The sequence below is a fragment of the Candidatus Firestonebacteria bacterium RIFOXYD2_FULL_39_29 genome, assembly GCA_001778375.1.
In the GTDB taxonomy this organism is placed as follows: domain Bacteria; phylum Oederibacteriota; class D2-FULL-39-29; order D2-FULL-39-29; family D2-FULL-39-29; genus D2-FULL-39-29.
The window spans coordinates 65,405-84,072 of sequence record MFGV01000001.1 but is presented as its reverse complement, the minus strand read 5'-3'; the positions used below and the strand labels follow the sequence as shown (position 1 = coordinate 84,072).

Here is an 18,668-nt window from a genome sequence, read left to right as displayed (position 1 = left end):
TTAGAGGTAAAAGTTCAGATTTTTCAAGAAAGGAGGTTTTGTAACCAAGGATGCTCGCTACTTCTCAAACACAACATTTGACATTAACTCGTCTGGTAATTACCGGAGTAAAACCAATAAGGTATTCCATGCACTCATACTTACTAAGCAAAAAATATCCGTCGGCTAATGCAGGAAAAAATATAGTGACAAATGCTTCTCAGGATAAAGGAACAGCTGATATTAAACTCGATGCATCAAAATCAGCGGCTTTAAACGGCGGTAAAATTGTTGAATATGAATGGGCCATCGAGGATAAGCCGGCGAATAAAGTTGTTTCAAAAAAAGAAATTGATCTGATTCAACTGCCTATTGGCAAACATAAGGTAATGCTGAAAGTAAAAGACAACAGCGGATTTGAGTCTTTTGACAGAGTTATTGTTACGGTAAATCCCGGCGGGCTTTTCAAGTTTAACTTTGCGCCTAATGAAAATCTTACGCCGCCGGAATATACGGTTGCAAACGGTATTTTTAATGAAAAAGACGGATTTGGATGGGATAGCCAGGTGTCTATTTATAAAGAAAGTACGGTTCGTTACGGTCTCAGGATAGAAGGTGATAGCGCATCCGTTCCCAATAAAGAAAAAAAGGTTTTTAAAGTAAAAGCCCCGAACGGAATGTATAAAGTTTCTTTCGGTGTAGGAAATCCGTACAGCGAAAATGGTGAGCAGCATTTGTCTTTTGGCGGCGGAAAAATAAAACTTGATATGATTTTGGCGAAAAGCTTAACTGTCGCATTTGTGCACATTCCTGTTGAAGTGAAAGACGGGTATTTTACAATGGAAGCGGGAGGCCGGGGTACCGGGACAACTTCTATCGGGTATCTTTGTTTGGAACCGTCTTTGAGCACTATTAAACCTTATGAGGTGAAAGCAGCTATTGATAGTATTTCAAAACTGGGAAGAGTGGGCTTTTCCGATAAATTGCCGGCTCCCTATTCAAATGGTTTAAAGTTTTGGAATGCTGAAATGAAACCTTTAAAAATGCCTGTTGTATCTTCTATACAACTTCCCGGTATCGAAACGGATCTTGCGGGAGTACCTGCAGGCTCAAAAAGGGAGTTTAACCTGAAGCTGGATTCAAAATGGCTTGCTGTTAATTTAGAAGATAAAAGATGCTGGCTGGATATAGGATTGACAGCGCCTTCAGCCGTAAACGGACCGGTTTCTATTAGTGTCGAAGGTAAGGAAGTATTTAAAATCGAATCTATTCCGGAAAAAACAATTATGCGGATACGGAATATTTTATTTCCAACCTTGCCTTCCGGCGCCGTTAATTTTACTGTCACAAACGGTGATCCTGTAAATATAGTCGGGGTAGGGTATGTAAGGGTAGAGCCTTCGTCTTATGGTTATATATTTACGCGTAAATTTCCCTGGTGAGTAGAAGTAAATTATAATATTTTGGAGGAATTATGCAAAAATGCAGAGTTCATAGCACTATATGGCAAAAAACAGCGGAGATTGCTGTATGTATTGTTGTTGCTTTGGTTTTTCACCTGGGTGAAAATGCATTTGCGCAAAAGCCGTCAGAAAAACCGGTAAAAATAACTGCTATTAAATTAATAAAAGAAAAACCGTCTATTAAAAAGACCGATAAAGGGTTTGAAATATCGTTTAAACTTGAAAAAGCTACAGATGTTACAGTCCGTATTGTTAATGGAAAAGGCGAGGTTGTCCGCCATCTGGCAAGCGGTTTGGTAGGCGGGGATAAGGCGGCAAAACCTTTTCAGCCGAAATCTCTCTCCCAGAATATAATTTGGGATGGAAAAGATGATGACGGAAAGAATATAGCTGTTAATTGTAAGGTATCTGTCAACGCTGGCGTGAATGCGAAGTTCGATAAGTTCGTTTTGTGGGAGCCGGATGCGTTTATTGATATCGGAGCAATTACCGAAAACTCTAAAGGAGAATTGTATGTATCGAGTAAATACTCGGTACACGATTCAGCTTTACGTGTTTTTGATAAAAATGGAAAATATGTTAGGCGAGAATGGCCATACAGCCCTGCAGTAAAAGGGGTTTCGGAATTTTACAAGAGTCAATTTAAGGCAAGAGGAACACCTTCTCCGGCAGGAGTGCCTGATTACGAAGGAAATATTGTTCCCTTATCAGTGAATCATTCGGCGGCGTATTATTTTTATACGCAAGCTACTGGTATGGGTGCAAGTCCTTCCGGTATTGTATTTGGTAATTGGTGCTGGGAAGGAGATGGTGGAGTACCCTTGTGGGTAATGAAAAATGGAGTTCCTTACGATGCATCTCTGATTAGAGCTCCCTGGGCTGTAGGGGCAAAGGCAGGATCACGTGAGATCAGAGTTGCCATTGGTCCGGAAGGTGATTTTTACATCACTGACAGCAATATAGGTGTTTTGGCGCATCTTAACGGCGCAACTATGGAACCGGTAAAAAGTTTTGCAGGAGATTTCATTATAAAACTTCAATCTCCAAGATCTGTTGCAGTCCGGCCAAACGGGAATATTTGGGTAACGGATAATAGTGGTTTGACTGTTTTTGATAAAGAAGGAAAAGTCATAAAAAACAATAAGGATTTAAATGGACAGCTCGGAGCAAATCTTAAAACTGGGGCGGTTTATCTTCTAAAAGGTACTAAACTTCAGAAAATTGAGTCCTCGGAAACTTTTGCCGTAACTGCGGAAGTCTCCATCCCTGAAAAGAGCGGTCAGATCGCTGTGGATTCTGAAAATAGCATAGTTTGGATAATGAATGGAGCCGGAAAGGATACGCTGGTCAGAGCTTTAGACAAAGGGAAAAGTTTTGAATTAAAGATCATTAAAGGACAAAAAGAATCAAGTGTTTCCTTCCCTATGTATCCCAGTGTGGGAGCCGGAAAACTTTATTGCGCCAGTCATGACCAGGGCGGAGTTTTTGTCAGTGACATTGACGGAAATAATTTTAAAGCTATATTTAGCGGTGTCCCGCAAGAAGAAGGCTCCGGGAATTCCTGCGTAGATAGTGAAGGAAATTACTATTTGGCAATTCAACCGGGCTGGAAGGGCGCTGATAGTATTTATAAATACGATCCCAAAGGTAATAAACTTAAGTTTGGGGAAAAAGATAAAATAACAGTTGAAACCGATGTTAAAAGTGTAAGAGGTGTAGCGGTTGGACAGAATAAGGATATTTATCTTTCAGTGATAACTGCTAACACCAGGCCGAACGAAGAAATAAAGCCGTTTTTAGGGAAAATGATGCCTATGGTTGTAAGCCGGATAGATGTTTATGATAAAGAAGGTAATTTAAAAGAAAAAGGTAAAGTAAAATTAATAGATGAGTATAAAATATTATACATGGGCAGTAATCAGTACGGGTTTTATTATCATAATGGCCGCGGGGTGTCTAATGGTGTAGCTGTTGCAAGAGACGGAAGTATTTACACGATTGATGCGTTTGGGTCGAATGGAAACCCGACAGTGGGTAAATGGTGGACAAATAAAAGTTTGCCGGAACCTGAAAGATGGCGCTATTCTAATGAAGCCAAGCTTGTGAAATTTCCTCCAAAGGGCGGAGAGAAGACTCCAAGTAAATCAGACGCAGAATGGGAGCATGCGGGTGTATCAGGAACTGCGGGTTGGAATTGCAGTGCTTATGAATGTGCAACTGCCCAAATTGCAATAGATGAAGATGATAGAGTATGGTGCCATGATGCGGCGCTTTACAATGTAAAAGCTCTGGATGCCGCCGGTAATTTAGTATTAAGAGTCGGAGTTTACGGAAACGAAGACTGCAAAGGCGGCGGAGGGAATAAGAAGCTTGAAGGTACGAATATAGTGATAGATCCCGAGGTCCCGCTTTCCCGCCCTACAGGTGTTGCCATATGGAAAGATATGCTATTTATTACGGATGAATACGCAAACCGTATTGTCCGCTGTAATCTGGTTTACGCAGACAAAGAAGAAGTTGAGTTGAAGTAATTAGACTTTGGTAATGTATTTGATTGACGAACCCTGTCCTAATGGAACAGGGTTTATCAATCGTTTTAAAATCGCCCAATTAAAAGGAGATTAAGAGCTTGAAAAACACATCCGCTCAAAGACCCAAATTCTTTTTTGATCAAAACGATATAAAGTCAATTATTAGTATTTTAAAAAGTAAATTTCCTGAGAATATTAAGGAAACCTTAAGAATTGCTGACCAAGCTTGCAAACGCAGATATTATTATCACAGGATAAATATTAAATTTGATAAGACCATAAAATGGAGTCTTATTCCTAAAAGAGAGATTGAATGGAATTGCTGCATAAACCGCCATAATGAGTGGCTGCATCTTGCAAAAGCATATCTTTACACAAGAAATAATAGATATATGAATGAATTAAAGTACTTAATTAACTCCTGGGTAGATGCTAATCCATATCCAAATAAATATTCAAGAGAAAGTATCACCTGGAGGTTGATAGATGCCGGCATAAGGGCGAGGAACTGGGTATGGACAATATTATTGCTGTCAAATGAACCGCTTTTTGAAGATCAAACAAAGCTAAAGATGATAAATGCGCTTAAAAATCATGCTGAATACCTGTATAAGTATTATAAATATGGATCACCGAATAATCACAGGGCGATGGAGATGGAAGGATTGCTGGAAATAGCAATAATGTTCCCCGAGATGCCGGATGCTGATAAATGGAAAACAAGAGCTGTAAATTTATTAAAAGAAAATTTTGTAAAGAATGTATATTCTGACGGGGTTCAATGGGAGATGAGCCCAAGTTATCATATAGGATGTCTAAATTGGTATGGAGAGCCATTGATATTAGCCGAAAGAAATAAGATCAAAATGCCGGTTGAATATATTTCAAGATACAAAAAAATGTTTGACTTTTTGCTGGACCTTAGCTTGCCTGATGATAAAGTTCCTGCTTTTGGGGATTCAGATTACAATTATGACAGTGTAAAAATACCTCTCGCATTAGGCGCTTTGTTATTTGAAGATCCATTTTTAAAACCAAAAAGCGAGTTTGATCCTGAGCTTTTGTGGTTGTTTGGTAAAAATGCCTTGAAAGATTATTTAAAGATCAAACCTGCAAACAAGAAAGCATTAGATTCTTCTTTTGATAAAGGTGGGATATATGTCTCACGTTCCGATTGGAGCAGGAAAGCCAATTATTTAGTATTTGATTGCGGTCCATTAGGCGGATGGCATGGCAACATTGATCTGTTATCATTTTGTTTGTCTGTTAACGGAAAACCTTTGCTGATTGATCCAGGAAGGTTTACTTATATTGATAATAAATGGAGGAGATACTTCCAAAGTACACCTGCTCACAATACGGTGACGGTGGACAATATGGACCAATTTATTCAAAGTTGGAAGGTAAGGAATAGAAAAGAGTATACTATGCTTGAAGATAAAGTTATTTCTGATATAAGGATATTAAAAGCAGAACATTACAGATATAGAAAACTAAAAGATCCTGTAACCCACACAAGAGAGATAGTATTTAGTAAAAATCATTTCTTGCTTATCAAAGACAGTTTTACGGCAAAAGGCAGGCATAATTATAAACAATATTTTCATTTTGCTCCTTCAAAAGTCGAAGTAAATGGCAGAGTTGTTAATATTAAATCAAACAATCTAAAAGTAAAGTTGTTTAACAATGACGGGGCTAAGATAAAATTAGAAAAAGGATGGGTGTCTCCGGCTTACAATAAAAAATATAAAGCGCCTGTTATATATATTTCGAAAGATATAAAAGGCAGCGGTGATATAACAACATTAATTCGCTTTTGATTTTAAAGCTTTGATCAATAAAACTATTTACACGTGCGAAACAGACTATATTGTTTTACTCCAGCCTGCTAAAAACATTATTATAAAATACTCATAAATGCCAGATATTCCACCAAATAAAGGTATTACTTACTGTAATTAACCGGAAAATAATGTTAATATTAATCAGATGTTTTAGTGAAAGGAGGATATGTGCTTAAAATAATAAGAGGTCTAATGATAGGTGCAATTGTATTTTGTATGTCTTCTTACGGCGCTGATGAAGGTGATAAGGGTGAAAAGATTGAAAAAACTGGGTGGGTAATCTATAAACCGGCAAAAGCTCATATTTCCTATGAGCATGCGGCAAATGAATTAGCGCGTTACATCAAGGAAATGAGCGGGGTGGTAGTTTCCATAAAGACAGACAAGGAAGCAAAACCTGAGGACAAGGTAAGATTAATTATCGGAGACAGTGCGGTAAATTATTTAACAAAGGACTTAATATCAAAAGGTAAAATTTCCGTTCCGAAAAATTTGGGTGAGGGCGGATATTTTATTAAGAGCGTAATTGATGACGGCAGAACAAATATTGTGTTTGCAGGAACAAGGGGCAGAGGTGCGATGTATGCGGTCTATAACTATCTGAGAAAATATTGTGATTGCGGATATTTCAGGGACGGGGATTATATTCCCAAAAAAATAAATATTCCGGTTAAGAATATCGATTTTTCCGACATACCTGTTTTCCCTATAAGGGAAGGATTTGCGTTTCCGGCTCACAAAGGGCCTATGTCAAAATATTCTAATTGCTGGGATTTTGAGTACTGGAAATTATGGGCGGATTTCTCGGTGAAAACAGGAGCAAATGTCCTGCATCATTATATCCGTTGGGGTGATATTCCGTATAAAGTATTAGATAAACTTGATATCAACGATGCTGTCGGGCGGGCGGGGGATGTTTTGGCGCCTAAAGACAGATCAGAGCTTAATAGAAAGGTATTTGATTATATAAGAAGCCTTGATGTCGAAATATGGTATGGTTTTGGCGGTGAATGGGGTTTAATGCCGAAATCCTTTGATAAAGCGTATCCTGGGCATGATTTGATCGGAGGTAATCTTTTAAAACCTGAGGATAAGGAATTCGATTCAATTATGAGAAAAGTATGGTCGGAATTTATAAAGGAATTTGGAAAAGCAGACAGGTATTTTATCATCTATCATCCGGAAGGTCAGGCCGATATGAGATATGATGCTTATGATAAAGCCGTTAAGCTATTTAGAGAGCTGGATCCTTCTTCTAAATTTATGTTTTGGAGCTGGGATCTGGACTGGGGAACAGGAAATAAAAACATAGAAGAATTTAATAAAAGGCTTCCTAAAGATGCTTTAGTTCAGGATCAATCCGGAGTAAAGCGGGGTCTAAAATCTGAGGATAATCATTTTGGCGGCAGAGATTGGATGCATTGTGAAAGATCTATAGGAGAGTTTTTCTCAGGAGACAGATTAGGCAAAGGTTTTGGTCCTTTCATGGGTGATCGTATAATAAATGACGGGGTGTCTGCTGAGAGTAAGATACCAGTCGGATGCAAAGGTGCTACTTTTTATAATGAGCTTGATTCCGGGAATTTTCTTGTTTTCTCCCTGGCTATGGATACCGAGTGGAATCCGGGTAAAACAAAGAAGTCTTTTGACAGCGGGGAATGGCTGGACAGATATATAATTGAAAGGTACGGAAAAGAATCTGCAAATAATATGGGAGCAAGTTTAAAAGAAACTTTTAAAGCAAATCTTGGAGATGATAAATATCTCGCAGGGGAAGACAAAATAATAGATAATGCCGTAAAGCTGGCGCTAAAAGAAAAAGAAAAGCAAAAAGACAATCAACGCTATGTTTATTATATGTATGATATAGTAACACAGGCGCTTTCGGATTGCGGTCAGGCGAAATCTCAGCTTATAACTGATTCTTTTAGTAAAGATCCGAAGTCTTCCGATACAAAGGTGTATCTTGATAAAGCTAAAGAATACATAGAAATGCTGAAAGATATTATGGCTAGCCAGGATCGCGATAAATTGAGTGTAACTTTTGATAGTATTACTTCCAGATCTCCGACAGCTGATAAAAATCAGGTAGCTTTGGCAATAGGTGCGCGAAACTATACAATTATTACTTATGAAAAATGGTACCTTAATTTTTACAGACCGTATGTTGTGACGTTAAAGATCCTTGAGGAATCAATAGCTCAGGGAAAACTGCCTGCTAAAACTGAAATTGATGCCACTTTAAAAAAAGAGATCAGACCTGATTGGAATTACTGGAATCCGAAAAGCATTAAAGAAATAGGCAGTTATAAACCGAAAAAAGATACATTAACTCTTATTGAAGAAGCGGTAAATAAAAATATATTTATCGTAGGAAAATAATATTGGTTGAACAACGTGAATATTTGTATGATTACAACTCACACAAAATATATGTATTATTGTGAGAGTAATGCAGTAAAAGTATTAAAATATCAGGAGGAAGAATGAAAAGGGTTTTGTTTGTTTTAGGTATACTGTTTTCTTTGATTATTAATAGTTTTGCGCAGGAAGCTAAGAAGGCAGACGCAGGTGAGAGTCCAAATGCAAAAGATTGGGTAATTTATCAGCCGTCAACCGGGCATTCTGCTTATAAGACTGCAGCAGAAGAACTTGCGAAATATATCAAGGGAATGACAGGCGTAAATATTCCTATAAAAACCGATAAAGATACTTTGACAGGCAAGTTTAGATTTATAATAGGCGGGTCGGATGTTAATAAGATTGCTAAAGATTTGACGACTAAAGGTTTGTTGTCAATTTCTGCTGATTTGGGTGATGGTTATATTGTAAAAAGCATAAACAGCGTTGAAAGTACTAATATAGTTTTTGCGGGTCTTAGACCCAGAGGAACTCTTTATGCGGTTTATGGATACTTGCGGAAGCAATGTGAGTGCGGATTTTTCAGAGACGGAGAATTTGTTCCTAAAAAAACAGTTATACCGGTAAAAGGAATAAACATAATTGATAAGCCTGCATTTCCGTACAGGGAAGTATTTGCATTCTCATTTCATTATGGACCTATGGCTAAGTACTCTTCCATGTGGACCTGGGAGTATTGGAAGTTATGGATTGATCATTCCGTGAAAACCGGAGCAAATACCTACGGGTTCTGCTACTATCCAGGAACTTTTATGGCGGGAGAGGTATTTTACAAAGCTTTTCCTGAGTGCGATCCCAAGAATGAAAAAGGTATGGTGTATTCACCAAAATATCAGATGGAGTTGACAAAAAAAGTTCTGGATTACATCAGGAGCATGGATATGGATACCTGGTATGGTGTTTCACTGGGAGGAGTTCAGAATTCTTATTTAACTGCGCATCCGGATTTAAATTATGCAAGTAAGGGCAGTGCTCCGGGGTTTCATGGACAGGCGTCAACCATTTCTGTGAAGGATCCGGTGTTTGAGACAGCAATGACAAAACTTTGGTCTGAGTTTATAAAAGAATTTGGAAAAGCGGATTATTATTTCCTGCAATATGCGCATGAACAGCGTTCGGATGAAAGATATGACGCCTATGATGCGGGTGTTAAAGTTTTTAAGAAAATTGATCCTAAAGCAAAATTTATATTCTGGACCTGGGATCTGGACTGGTCGCCTGAAATAAAAGATCCTGTTGAGCGTGAGAAAATGTTTAATGCCAGGCTGCCTAAAGATGCGTTTATTATGGATCAGTATGTCAGCAGAACTCACGGTATCGGAGCTAAAAAACCGTTTGAAGGCAGAAAGTGGTATCATGTCAACAGGTTTGGGGAGTTTCTCCATGGTGATAGGTTAGCTAAAGGAATAGGATTTAGAGGTAAAGCTATTATTCCGGAAGCATTAGGAGCTTATAATTCTATTTCCGAAAATTGTCAGGGTAATAATTTTTATGATGAACTTGATTTTGGAAATTTTTTGGCATTGCAATTAGCCAGAGATTGCGCCTGGAATTCAAAAATAGCGGCAGAGGCCTTCAACTCGGGTGAATGGGTGAAAAGATACGCTCTTGAAAGATATGGAAGTGTTTCCGTTGAAAATATGGCAGCCAGTATAAAAAAGAGTTTTGAAGTTGAAATAAATGGAACTCTTGGAATTCATCCCGGAGAAAACAAGGATAATAAAGGTGAGACAAAAGACGTTTTACAGAGAGCTAGAAAGGCAAATGATATCGTAGTGGAAGCCATAAAATTGGCGTTAAAAGAAAAAGATAAACAAGCGGGAAATCAACTGTATACAATATACCTTTATGATTTGACTACCCAATGGTTGATGGATTTAGGTTATTATAAATATTTATTGGCCTCAACAGCTGTTAAAGCAGATCCAAAAACATCAAAGAAGCAGTTGGATAATTTTAAGATTTATATTGAGATGTTAAAAGATATCATGGCCAGTCAGGATAGAGATAAATTAGGGATAACTGTTGACAATGTACTGGCTGCCGATCCCAAAGCCGATTATCGTAATTTCGAAAGGATGATAGGAAGATGGCATTACTTTGTGATAAGTTATGATAAATGGTATGTTGATTTTTATATGGCAGGTAAAAATATTATAGCTAATTTGGAAAATAATGGAACGGGAACAGCAATAAAAAAACCCGAGCCCTGGTGGATGTTCAACGCTTATAAGTCATATAAAGAATTTGGGACATATAAGCCAAAGAAAGGAACGATCGAACTTATTGAAGATGCATTCAGTAAAGGGGTTTTTGATTTAGAAGAGTAAACAGCTGGTAAACATGTGCAGCTTAAACGCATTAGGCGGGATGAAGCTGCGTATATTAACGAAGGGGACTTTAATTTGTTATGAGTAAAAATAAGTATTTACTTTTCTTTCTCTTTGTCGGCCCGGCTTTTTTACTTTATGCTTTATTCTGCCTTTATCCTGCTATTGCCGGAATATTTACAAGTTTAATGCAATGGGACGGGTACAGCAATACAAAATATTTTATCGGTCTGGGGAATTTCAAGAAAATAATATCATCGGATTCTATATTTTATACCGCTCTTAAAAATAATGTATTTTTAGTGGTCGTTCCGGGTCTGATACTATTTATATTCTCTTTCTATATCGCTAACATCCTTAGGGATGAAAAAGTAAAAGGAAGAGGCATATTCCAGTTCACCTATCTGTTTCCCAATATACTTGCCGGAACGGTGATTGCGTGTCTCTGGTCTTTTGTATATAATCCTTCATTTGGAGTTGTAAAAGGAATAATAAATTCAATTGAAAAAGTATTAAATGTAATAGGTTTGGATAATATTTCAAGACTGTTAAATTTGACCGATCTTGCAAATCAAGCGTGGTTATCTCCTCAATATTTTATATGGGCGCTCGTTCCCATAATAGTGTGGGAAGCAACAGGATTTTATGTTATCCTTTTTCTGGCAGGAATGCAGAATATTTCCACGGAATTGTTTGAATCGGCTAAAATAGACGGGGCAAACGAATGGCAGATATTCTGGAATATTGTGTGGCCTGAAATAACCCCTATTACGGTGACTGTTGTTACGTTTATTGTGATATCAGGTATGAAGATATTTGATATTATTTGGGTTATGACCCAGCAATATGTCCCGACCAATAACCAGGTTCTTGCCACCTATATTTATCAACTGGCATTTATGGAAGCAAATATGGGGTATGGTACTGCAATAGCGGTGATACTGCTTATAATTACCATGGTATTTGTATATTTAGGGCAGATATTGTTTAAGGAGAGAAACTAATGCAAGACGGGAGAAATTATCTTCATAAAACAGTAAGGACTCTGGTTTATATCAGTTTGATCCTCTGGCTTTTAATAGTTACGCTCCCTATGATATGGCTTTTTTATAGTTCCTTTAAGCCAAGTGTGGATATTATGGCTAATTCCTGGAGCCTTCCAAAAGCGTTTGATCTTCGGAATTACAGTAATGCCTGGGAAAAGTTTAATGTTGGAAGTTATTTTATCAATTCTCTTGTCGTAGTTGGGGCAGCCCTTTTTATGACAACTCTTGTCTCTTCCATGGCGGCATACGGATTGACCAGATTGAAGATCAAAGGCAGTAAATTTGTATATTCAATTTTTATTTTAGGTATGATCGTCCCGACAGCTTTAACGTTAGTTCCGCTTTTTGATCTTTTAAAAAAACTATTTCTTTTAAACTCGCTTTTTGGACTTTCACTGGTTTACGTTGGTGTCAGTATACCTTTTTCCGTACTTGTGCTGTACGGTATTTTTATATCCTTGCCGGAGGAGGTAAGAGAAGCAGCAAAAGTGGACGGCGCTTCGGAATGGCAGACGTTCTGGCATATATTTCTGCCTATGGCAAGACCGGGAATAATTACAGTGGCTATATTTAATTTTATAGGCATGTGGAATGATTATTTATTGGCGCTTGTAACTCTTATTGATCCGGAAAAGCAGACGTTACAGCTGGGGATTGCAAATATGGTTGTTGCGTTGAACTATAAAAGCGACTGGGGAACATTATTTGCTACTCTGGTTTTAACGATACTTCCGGTACTGTTGATATATGCGTTTGTGCATAAAAAAGTAGTCGAGGGGATGCTTATGGGCTCGGTTAAAGGATGAAAAAATTATCGCTTTCAAACATATTATTGATATTGATGTTGGTTTTTCTGGTTGCAATATTATATATTGATATTTTTAAATTCAAAAAGATTATCTTTAAAAAACATATTATTGAAGTAATGTATTATTACGGCGGTTATGGCACCGAGCTTTTGGAAACGGCGGCGAAACAATTCGAGGAAATTAATAAAGATGTGAAAATTAATATTTGGGTCAGTCCCAGGATATCCGACAAGATAAGACTAAAGCTTCTGGCGGGGGAGCCGCCGGATATTATATATCCCGGGGGTTTGGATCTTGATCAACTGATAAGGGACGGATATTTTTCCGATTTACAGCCGTTGCTCTCAGCTCCGTCATACGGGAAGGATAAAGGAAAATGGGAGGATTCTTTTTATAAAGGAATTTTTGAGAAATACCGTGTTTCAGATAAAACATACGGATTACCTGTTTATTTTGATACTTTCGTTTTCTGGTATAATAAAAATATTTTTAAAAAATACAATATATTGCCGCCTAAAACCTGGAAAGAGTTTGACGAAGCCTGCAGTAAGTTAAAGTCAAATGGAACGGTTCCGATAGCTTTGCAGGGAAGGTATATCGGGTATCTTGGTGGAGTGTTTCTTGGCTTATTAGTCAGGATGGAATCGACAGAATTTCTGGAATCAGCTTTAAGATTGGATGAAGGGGCTTGGGATACTCCTTCTGTTATAAAGGTCGCCGGTCTAATACAGTATTTTTTTAAAAAAGGCTATTTTCAGGAGGGTTGCCTGGGAATGTCCCATACAGAAGCGCAAATGGAATTTTTGCAGGGAAGAGCGGCAATGGTATTTTGCGGTACCTGGTTTCCCGGTGAAATGAAAAATGTAATACCCGAGGGTTTTGAGTATTCAACATTTGCAATACCCTCTGTTAAAAGTGACAGGGATATTAAAGGTGATTCAACGGCTATGGGTGTGGGAGCTCAATATTTCTTTTTATGCAATAATTCAAAAGAGCCGAAATTGGCCGGAGAATTTATTAAATTTATGTGTTCTCCCGGGATAATGTCTTCTTTTGTTAAAAATAACGAGGCATTAACCAGCATGCCGGAAGCAAATAAAATAACGCCTAAGAGCCTTAAAGGAGTTGTAAATGTGCTTGATAATGCAAAATTTTACAGCCATACAGCCAAAGGAAATCCATATCCGGGTTGGGACGGTATCTTTAACAGCTATTTGACGGAACTTGTTACGAGGCCTATGGGAAGCAATGTATATAAGATAACGCCTGAAGAGTTCGCAAAAGAATTGGAAAAAAAAGCTGAAAATCTCCGAAAATTCAAGAAAAGCAATTAATTCATTTTGATCCGAAAAACAAATATTATACAAACCGGGAGGCTCTAATGAAAATCTCAATATTAATCGGTATTGTTTCTGCAATTTGTTTTAGCGCTTATTGTGAAGACAAACTGTTGACTGTGGATTTGGTTGATAAGGGTAAGGTTTTACCCGGATTTAAAATAAGCGGGGATTTTAAACCTGATTCAGTCTTGCCGGGAGTGGATAAAAAGGCGGTGAAAGTGATCCTTTCCGGTAAAGAAGAATATCCCGGATTTGCCGTATTGTTTGATAAACCAAAAGACTGCAGCGATTTTACTTCTTTAAAGATTGAACTATATTTGGAATCTGAAGAGAATATTCAGTTCTCTTTGCGGGTTGACAACGAAAAAAGTACGGACGAGAATTATCAGTCCCGTTTTAATCTTGACGGAAGACCCGAACTAAATTTAAATTCAGGTTCTTCTCTTCTTCGTTTTTCAATGGAAAGAATGATCAATGGAGTGGTTAATAATGCAGGTTTTGATGTGAAAAGCATAAATAAAGTGGCGATATTTTCGGGGAAATTAAATAAAGACGCGGTAATTTATATTAAGAGAATATGGTTTGAAAAAGTTCCTGTTCCTGCTTCTTCCGAATTTGTAATTGCGGATTTTATGAAAGATGACGGTTTTACAAAGTGGCATGCTTCTTCTGATGAGTTTGAGGTCACTAAAGAAATAGATTCAACAAAAGGGAGGCTCTGCAGGGTTAAAACAGCTTTCGCTTCAAAAAAATATAAAATGTGCGGTATAATTGCCAAAACTCATGAAAAAACCGATTGGCAGGTTTACGATAAACTTGTTATCTCTTTTTATAACCCACGTAAGGATGAATCGCTTACAATGGGATATGATATCAGGGATAATATTGATAAAAAAGTTAATTACCGTTTTAATGTAAGAAGCGGCGACACAGAAGTAGAGCTTCCTTTGTCAGGCGCAGAGACAGCCGATCTGGAAAATATTATATATTCTTTTATGTGGTTCCGCCAGGAGGCAGAGGAATATAACATTTATTTAAAGAAAATTTATCTGAAAAAGTCCCCCGGAAAACGCGTAATACTAATTGACCCGAACAACAATGATAAAAAAGGGCTGGATTATTGGAAGATAGATTTAAAGAATTTTTATGACAGTAGGGGGGATAGATTAATTGCTGATCTTACAGTTGCCGGAAAAAACAATGGAGAACCTGTCATTTTCAAATGCCGTCCTCTTACAAGAAAATCCTACAACTACACAATACCTGAAAATATAGCTAATTTATGTGATAAGAAAGAAAAATGTAAAGCATTAGGTTGGTATATTAATCACGGCGAAACACTGGTGTTTTATATTGACGTATTACCTTCGTTTGTTGACGGAGTATTGACACTTAAGCCTGCCAAAGGCCTGGGTGTATACTAGCTCCCTTGCTAAATTAAGATAATTCAAAGGAGGATAATATATGAAGATCAATAACAGGTTTTTCGTATTTTTTCTGTGTTTCCTGTCAATATATTTGAATTTTAAAGTATTTGCCGTTACCGGGTCAATTTCGCCTGAAGATCTGGATGAAATATACGGCTGGCCTTCTGTTTCAGTTCCAACGACAAAAGCCCCAAAGCTTGATGGAATATTGGATGATGATTGCTGGAAGAAATCAAGACCAATTACAACCCGAATGATGGTTTTTCCTGATTATCCGGAATTAAAAGAAAACAAAACATTCATAAGATTGGTCAGTGATAAGGAAAATCTGTATATTGGTTTTGAATGTAATGATTCAAATATGGAAAAAGTTGGAGAAAATGACACCGTTGAAATGTTTTTAGATCCGGAAAGGACGGAGGATTACAAGTATTTTTAGATAATAAACTCAAAAGGTGAAACTGTCCTGCTGCAAAGAAAAATGATACCAGTTGGAGTCCTGCCGGAATCAAAACAAAAACAAATCTTGGAAAAAGTTCCTGGACTTTAGAGGTCGCAATTCCGTTTTCTTATCTTGGAATTAAAGGGGAGTTTTCGAAAATATGGGGTGCGAATTTCTAGAGGGAAATAGCGCAGGAAAAAGATCAGAAAAAAAGATATACCCTCTGGAGCCCAAATGCCGAAATTGACGGAAGCCATGTCCCCCATCTTTTCGGGAATTTAGTTTTAGAAAATGGAACGGCAGTTCCTCAAAAAGTATTTGACAGTCTGATGAGATCAGGAATATCTGCTGAAAAACCGATTTAACTCTTTGGCCTGCTCAAACTGAGAAATTTACTGAAGCGACACTAAAATAGGAAATTATGGCAATAAAGATTCCCTGAGAGTCATCGGTAATACCGTGGATTCGGACATGGGATTGGGTTGGCCGATTGCAATTTGGACGTCAGATACAGGCTGTTATATTTTTGATATTATTAATGATAGGGTTACAAAGGCAGCCTTGTTTTATAAAAAACAAGTTGCCTGCGAAGTAGAAGTCGGAAAGTAATTCTATTAACCTTGATCAAAATGCCGGGAGAGAGAATTGAACTCTCATGCCCTTGCGAACGGAGGATTTTGAGTCCTCTGCGTCTACCAGTTCCGCCATCCCGGCTAATTTCAATATCGTTATTAATATTAGCATTTAAGCCTGATAATTTCAATCACTTTTGAATTTAAATAACTTTTACAATTAAAAATATTGAAATATAATTACAAATACATTATAATATATTATGGTACTTAACAAGGGGAAAATTATATCTCTTATTTCATCAAAAAGCGGAAACGGGAGTTCGTTTATTTCTGCTAATCTTTCTGTTTGCCTTGCGAGTTCTGAAAAAACTGTATTATTGTCCACGGAAACTGATTCTTCTTCGGTTTTGCTGAATTTAGAACTGGATCAGTCATCTCAAAAACTTTTTAGGGCAAAGTTGGATCCTGAAGTTCTTTTAAGTTTGCTTCCCTTGCACTCCTCAGGTCTTTCCTGTGCTACTGTGGATTATATGGAAACAGAGGGTTTAGATCCTTTTACAGAGCTTATTCTCTCTGGTTTTAACAATATAATCTTTGATGCCGGTGCTCCGATAAAGAATATGACGAAAATGTTTGAAAGCTCTTCTTTGATATTTTTGGTGGTTACACCTGATTTAATTTCTCTTAAAGCTGCGGAGAAGACACTCTCTAAGCTTGTGGAATTTCATATTAATTTTGATAAAGTAAAATTAATATTAAATAAAACTCACTCCTCCCTTGGTATGGACGAAAAAACTGTTGAAAATATGCTCCATCGTCAGATAGTTTGTTCTATTCCTTTTGGTCTTGAAGCAAGTGTGAGCGTGAATAGCGGAAAACCAATAGTTCTATCAGAACCGAATTCTTCAATTTCTGTTGCGCTAAAGGGACTTGCAAGAATCGTGGGAACCTCAAAATCCGTCTCAGCCGTTTTTAAAGGGGCTGAAGTAGTTTCAAAGTACATTATTGATGAGACAGCTCTTAAAGAAAAAATACACCTTAAGCTTATTAAGATTCTTTCAGGAATGAATATTGATATTGAGAGTTTTATTGATTTGAAGAAAAGGGATGAACTTAAAGTTATAGTCCGGAAAGTGATCGAAGAGATATTCGCGGCAGACATAATAGAACCGAAAGGTAAAAAGGAAAGAGAAATATTGATGAAAGAAATTCTTCAGGAAGCCCTTGGCCTGGGGCCTTTAGAAGACCTGCTTTCTGATCCTGAAATTACTGAAATAATGGTTAATAATAAAGATCAGGTTTACGTGGAAAAGAGAGGGAAAATAACTTTATCCGGTAAGAAGTTTGTATCGGATAAACAGCTTCTTGCGTGCATAGAAAGAATTGTTGCTCCGATTGGACGGAGAATAGACGAAAGTGCTCCAATGGTAGATGCGCGTCTTTTAGACGGCTCCAGAGTAAATGCAATAATACCGCCTTTGGCTCTAAAGGGACCTTCGCTTACGATAAGAAAATTTTCAAAAGAACGGCTGGAAACGAAAGACCTTATAAATTTTGGTTCTATTACGAGAGCTGCTGCCGGATTTTTAAGAGTGTGTGTTCTTTCAAGAAAAAATATAGTGATAAGCGGCGGTACCGGCTCGGGTAAGACAACATTACTGAATATCGTTTCCTCTTTTATCCCAAAAGATGAAAGAATCATTACCATCGAAGATTCAGCCGAGCTTAATTTGCCGCAGGAACATGTAATTACGTTGGAATCCCGCCCTCCAAATGTAGAAGGGAAGGGAGCGGTTACTATACGGGAGCTGGTGAAAAATACATTAAGAATGCGTCCCGATAGGATTGTAGTAGGGGAATGCCGCGGTGGTGAAGCTCTGGATATGCTCCAGGCGATGAATACAGGACATGATGGTTCCTTGACAACTCTTCACAGTAATTCTCCAAGAGATACCTTGGCCCGTCTCGAAACAATGGTACTGATGTCAGGAATGGAGCTGCCATTAAAGGCTATAAGGGAACAGATCTCGTCAGCTGTTGATTTAATCGTTCATCAGGAAAGATTTAAGGACGGGACGAGAAAAATTACGCATATTACTGAAGTAGCAGGAATGGAAGGTGATATGATAACTACTCAAGATTTGTTCGTTTTTAAGCAGACCGGAAGTTCCGAAAACGGCATGGTTTCGGGTGCGCTTCTGCCTTCCGGAATAATTCCCGGTTTTATTGATGAAATATTATTGACCGAAAATAATTTTGATAGAAGTATATTTGCAGGTTAATTTGAAAACGCGCCAGCCGGAGCTAAAATATATCTGAACAAAACATTAGAATTAGTAATCTAAAAGGTATAAGCTTAATCTCAGATATTTGATAAAATGCTGTAAATAACAGGACAATCAGGTTTTAAAGAGGTGTTAATTGTGAGCAAAGGTTTGTGAGCTTTCTTTAATATGTTAAA

General features: G+C 37.6%; 11 protein-coding genes and 1 tRNA gene. 11 read left to right on the top strand and 1 reads right to left on the bottom strand.

The window, feature by feature from the left end; translation table 11 throughout:
• The first annotated feature begins 50 nt into the window (after nucleotides 1–50).
• The 10 genes from A2536_07695 to A2536_07650 all read left to right on the top strand — a co-directional run bounded on the left by A2536_07695 (nucleotide 51) and on the right by A2536_07650 (nucleotide 15,629).
• The gene (locus A2536_07695) at nucleotides 51–1,421 is read left to right on the top strand and encodes a hypothetical protein (GenBank protein OGF48510.1); all 1,371 of its coding nucleotides are present in this window, start codon (nucleotides 51–53) and stop codon (nucleotides 1,419–1,421) included.
• Between the two features lie 32 nt (nucleotides 1,422–1,453).
• On the top strand, nucleotides 1,454–3,973 hold the full coding sequence (locus tag A2536_07690) for a hypothetical protein (protein ID OGF48509.1): 2,520 nt from the start codon (nucleotides 1,454–1,456) through the stop codon (nucleotides 3,971–3,973).
• A gap of 98 nt (nucleotides 3,974–4,071) precedes the next feature.
• On the top strand, nucleotides 4,072–5,793 hold the full coding sequence (locus A2536_07685; protein ID OGF48508.1) for a hypothetical protein: 1,722 nt from the start codon (nucleotides 4,072–4,074) through the stop codon (nucleotides 5,791–5,793).
• A gap of 192 nt (nucleotides 5,794–5,985) precedes the next feature.
• Nucleotides 5,986–8,199, top strand: coding sequence for a hypothetical protein (locus A2536_07680; GenBank protein OGF48507.1), 2,214 nt, complete (start codon nucleotides 5,986–5,988; stop codon nucleotides 8,197–8,199).
• A 104-nt stretch (nucleotides 8,200–8,303) separates the two neighbouring features.
• Nucleotides 8,304–10,568 (top strand): hypothetical protein, encoded by a 2,265-nt coding sequence (locus A2536_07675; protein OGF48506.1) that lies wholly within the window; start codon nucleotides 8,304–8,306, stop codon nucleotides 10,566–10,568.
• Between the two features lie 80 nt (nucleotides 10,569–10,648).
• Nucleotides 10,649–11,572 (top strand): hypothetical protein, encoded by a 924-nt coding sequence (locus A2536_07670; GenBank protein ID OGF48505.1) that lies wholly within the window; start codon nucleotides 10,649–10,651, stop codon nucleotides 11,570–11,572.
• Nucleotides 11,572–12,420: a hypothetical protein gene (locus A2536_07665; GenBank protein OGF48504.1), complete on the top strand. Its 849-nt coding sequence runs from the start codon at nucleotides 11,572–11,574 to the stop codon at nucleotides 12,418–12,420. The genes A2536_07670 and A2536_07665 overlap by 1 nt, the downstream gene beginning before the upstream one ends.
• Nucleotides 12,417–13,757: a hypothetical protein gene (locus A2536_07660; GenBank protein ID OGF48503.1), complete on the top strand. Its 1,341-nt coding sequence runs from the start codon at nucleotides 12,417–12,419 to the stop codon at nucleotides 13,755–13,757. The genes A2536_07665 and A2536_07660 overlap by 4 nt, the downstream gene beginning before the upstream one ends.
• 47 nt (nucleotides 13,758–13,804) lie before the next feature.
• Nucleotides 13,805–15,187, top strand: a complete 1,383-nt coding sequence (locus A2536_07655; protein ID OGF48502.1) for a hypothetical protein — start codon at nucleotides 13,805–13,807, stop codon at nucleotides 15,185–15,187.
• Nucleotides 15,188–15,227: 40 nt separating this feature from the next.
• Entirely contained in the window at nucleotides 15,228–15,629 is a 402-nt protein-coding gene (locus tag A2536_07650; protein ID OGF48501.1) for a hypothetical protein, read from the top strand.
• Nucleotides 15,630–16,262: 633 nt separating this feature from the next.
• On the opposite strand, the gene A2536_07645 is transcribed toward A2536_07650, so the two are convergent.
• A tRNA-Leu gene (locus A2536_07645) sits at nucleotides 16,263–16,346 on the bottom strand.
• A gap of 121 nt (nucleotides 16,347–16,467) precedes the next feature.
• Between A2536_07645 and A2536_07640 the strand changes: the two genes are divergently transcribed.
• Nucleotides 16,468–18,489 (top strand): hypothetical protein, encoded by a 2,022-nt coding sequence (locus A2536_07640; GenBank protein OGF48500.1) that lies wholly within the window; start codon nucleotides 16,468–16,470, stop codon nucleotides 18,487–18,489.
• Nucleotides 18,490–18,668 lie beyond the last annotated feature (179 nt).

Excerpts from the sequence above, each read along its gene's own strand:
- A2536_07695 (OGF48510.1), top strand. The coding sequence starts at position 51 with ATGCTCGCTACTTCTCAAACACAACATTTGACATTAACTCGTCTGGTA.
- A2536_07690 (OGF48509.1), top strand. The coding sequence starts at position 1,454 with ATGCAAAAATGCAGAGTTCATAGCACTATATGGCAAAAAACAGCGGAG.
- A2536_07675 (OGF48506.1), top strand. The coding sequence starts at position 8,304 with ATGAAAAGGGTTTTGTTTGTTTTAGGTATACTGTTTTCTTTGATTATT.
- A2536_07670 (OGF48505.1), top strand. The coding sequence starts at position 10,649 with ATGAGTAAAAATAAGTATTTACTTTTCTTTCTCTTTGTCGGCCCGGCT.
- A2536_07665 (OGF48504.1), top strand. The coding sequence starts at position 11,572 with ATGCAAGACGGGAGAAATTATCTTCATAAAACAGTAAGGACTCTGGTT.
- A2536_07660 (OGF48503.1), top strand. The coding sequence starts at position 12,417 with ATGAAAAAATTATCGCTTTCAAACATATTATTGATATTGATGTTGGTT.
- A2536_07655 (OGF48502.1), top strand. The coding sequence starts at position 13,805 with ATGAAAATCTCAATATTAATCGGTATTGTTTCTGCAATTTGTTTTAGC.
- A2536_07650 (OGF48501.1), top strand. The coding sequence starts at position 15,228 with ATGAAGATCAATAACAGGTTTTTCGTATTTTTTCTGTGTTTCCTGTCA.
- A2536_07640 (OGF48500.1), top strand. The coding sequence starts at position 16,468 with ATGGTACTTAACAAGGGGAAAATTATATCTCTTATTTCATCAAAAAGC.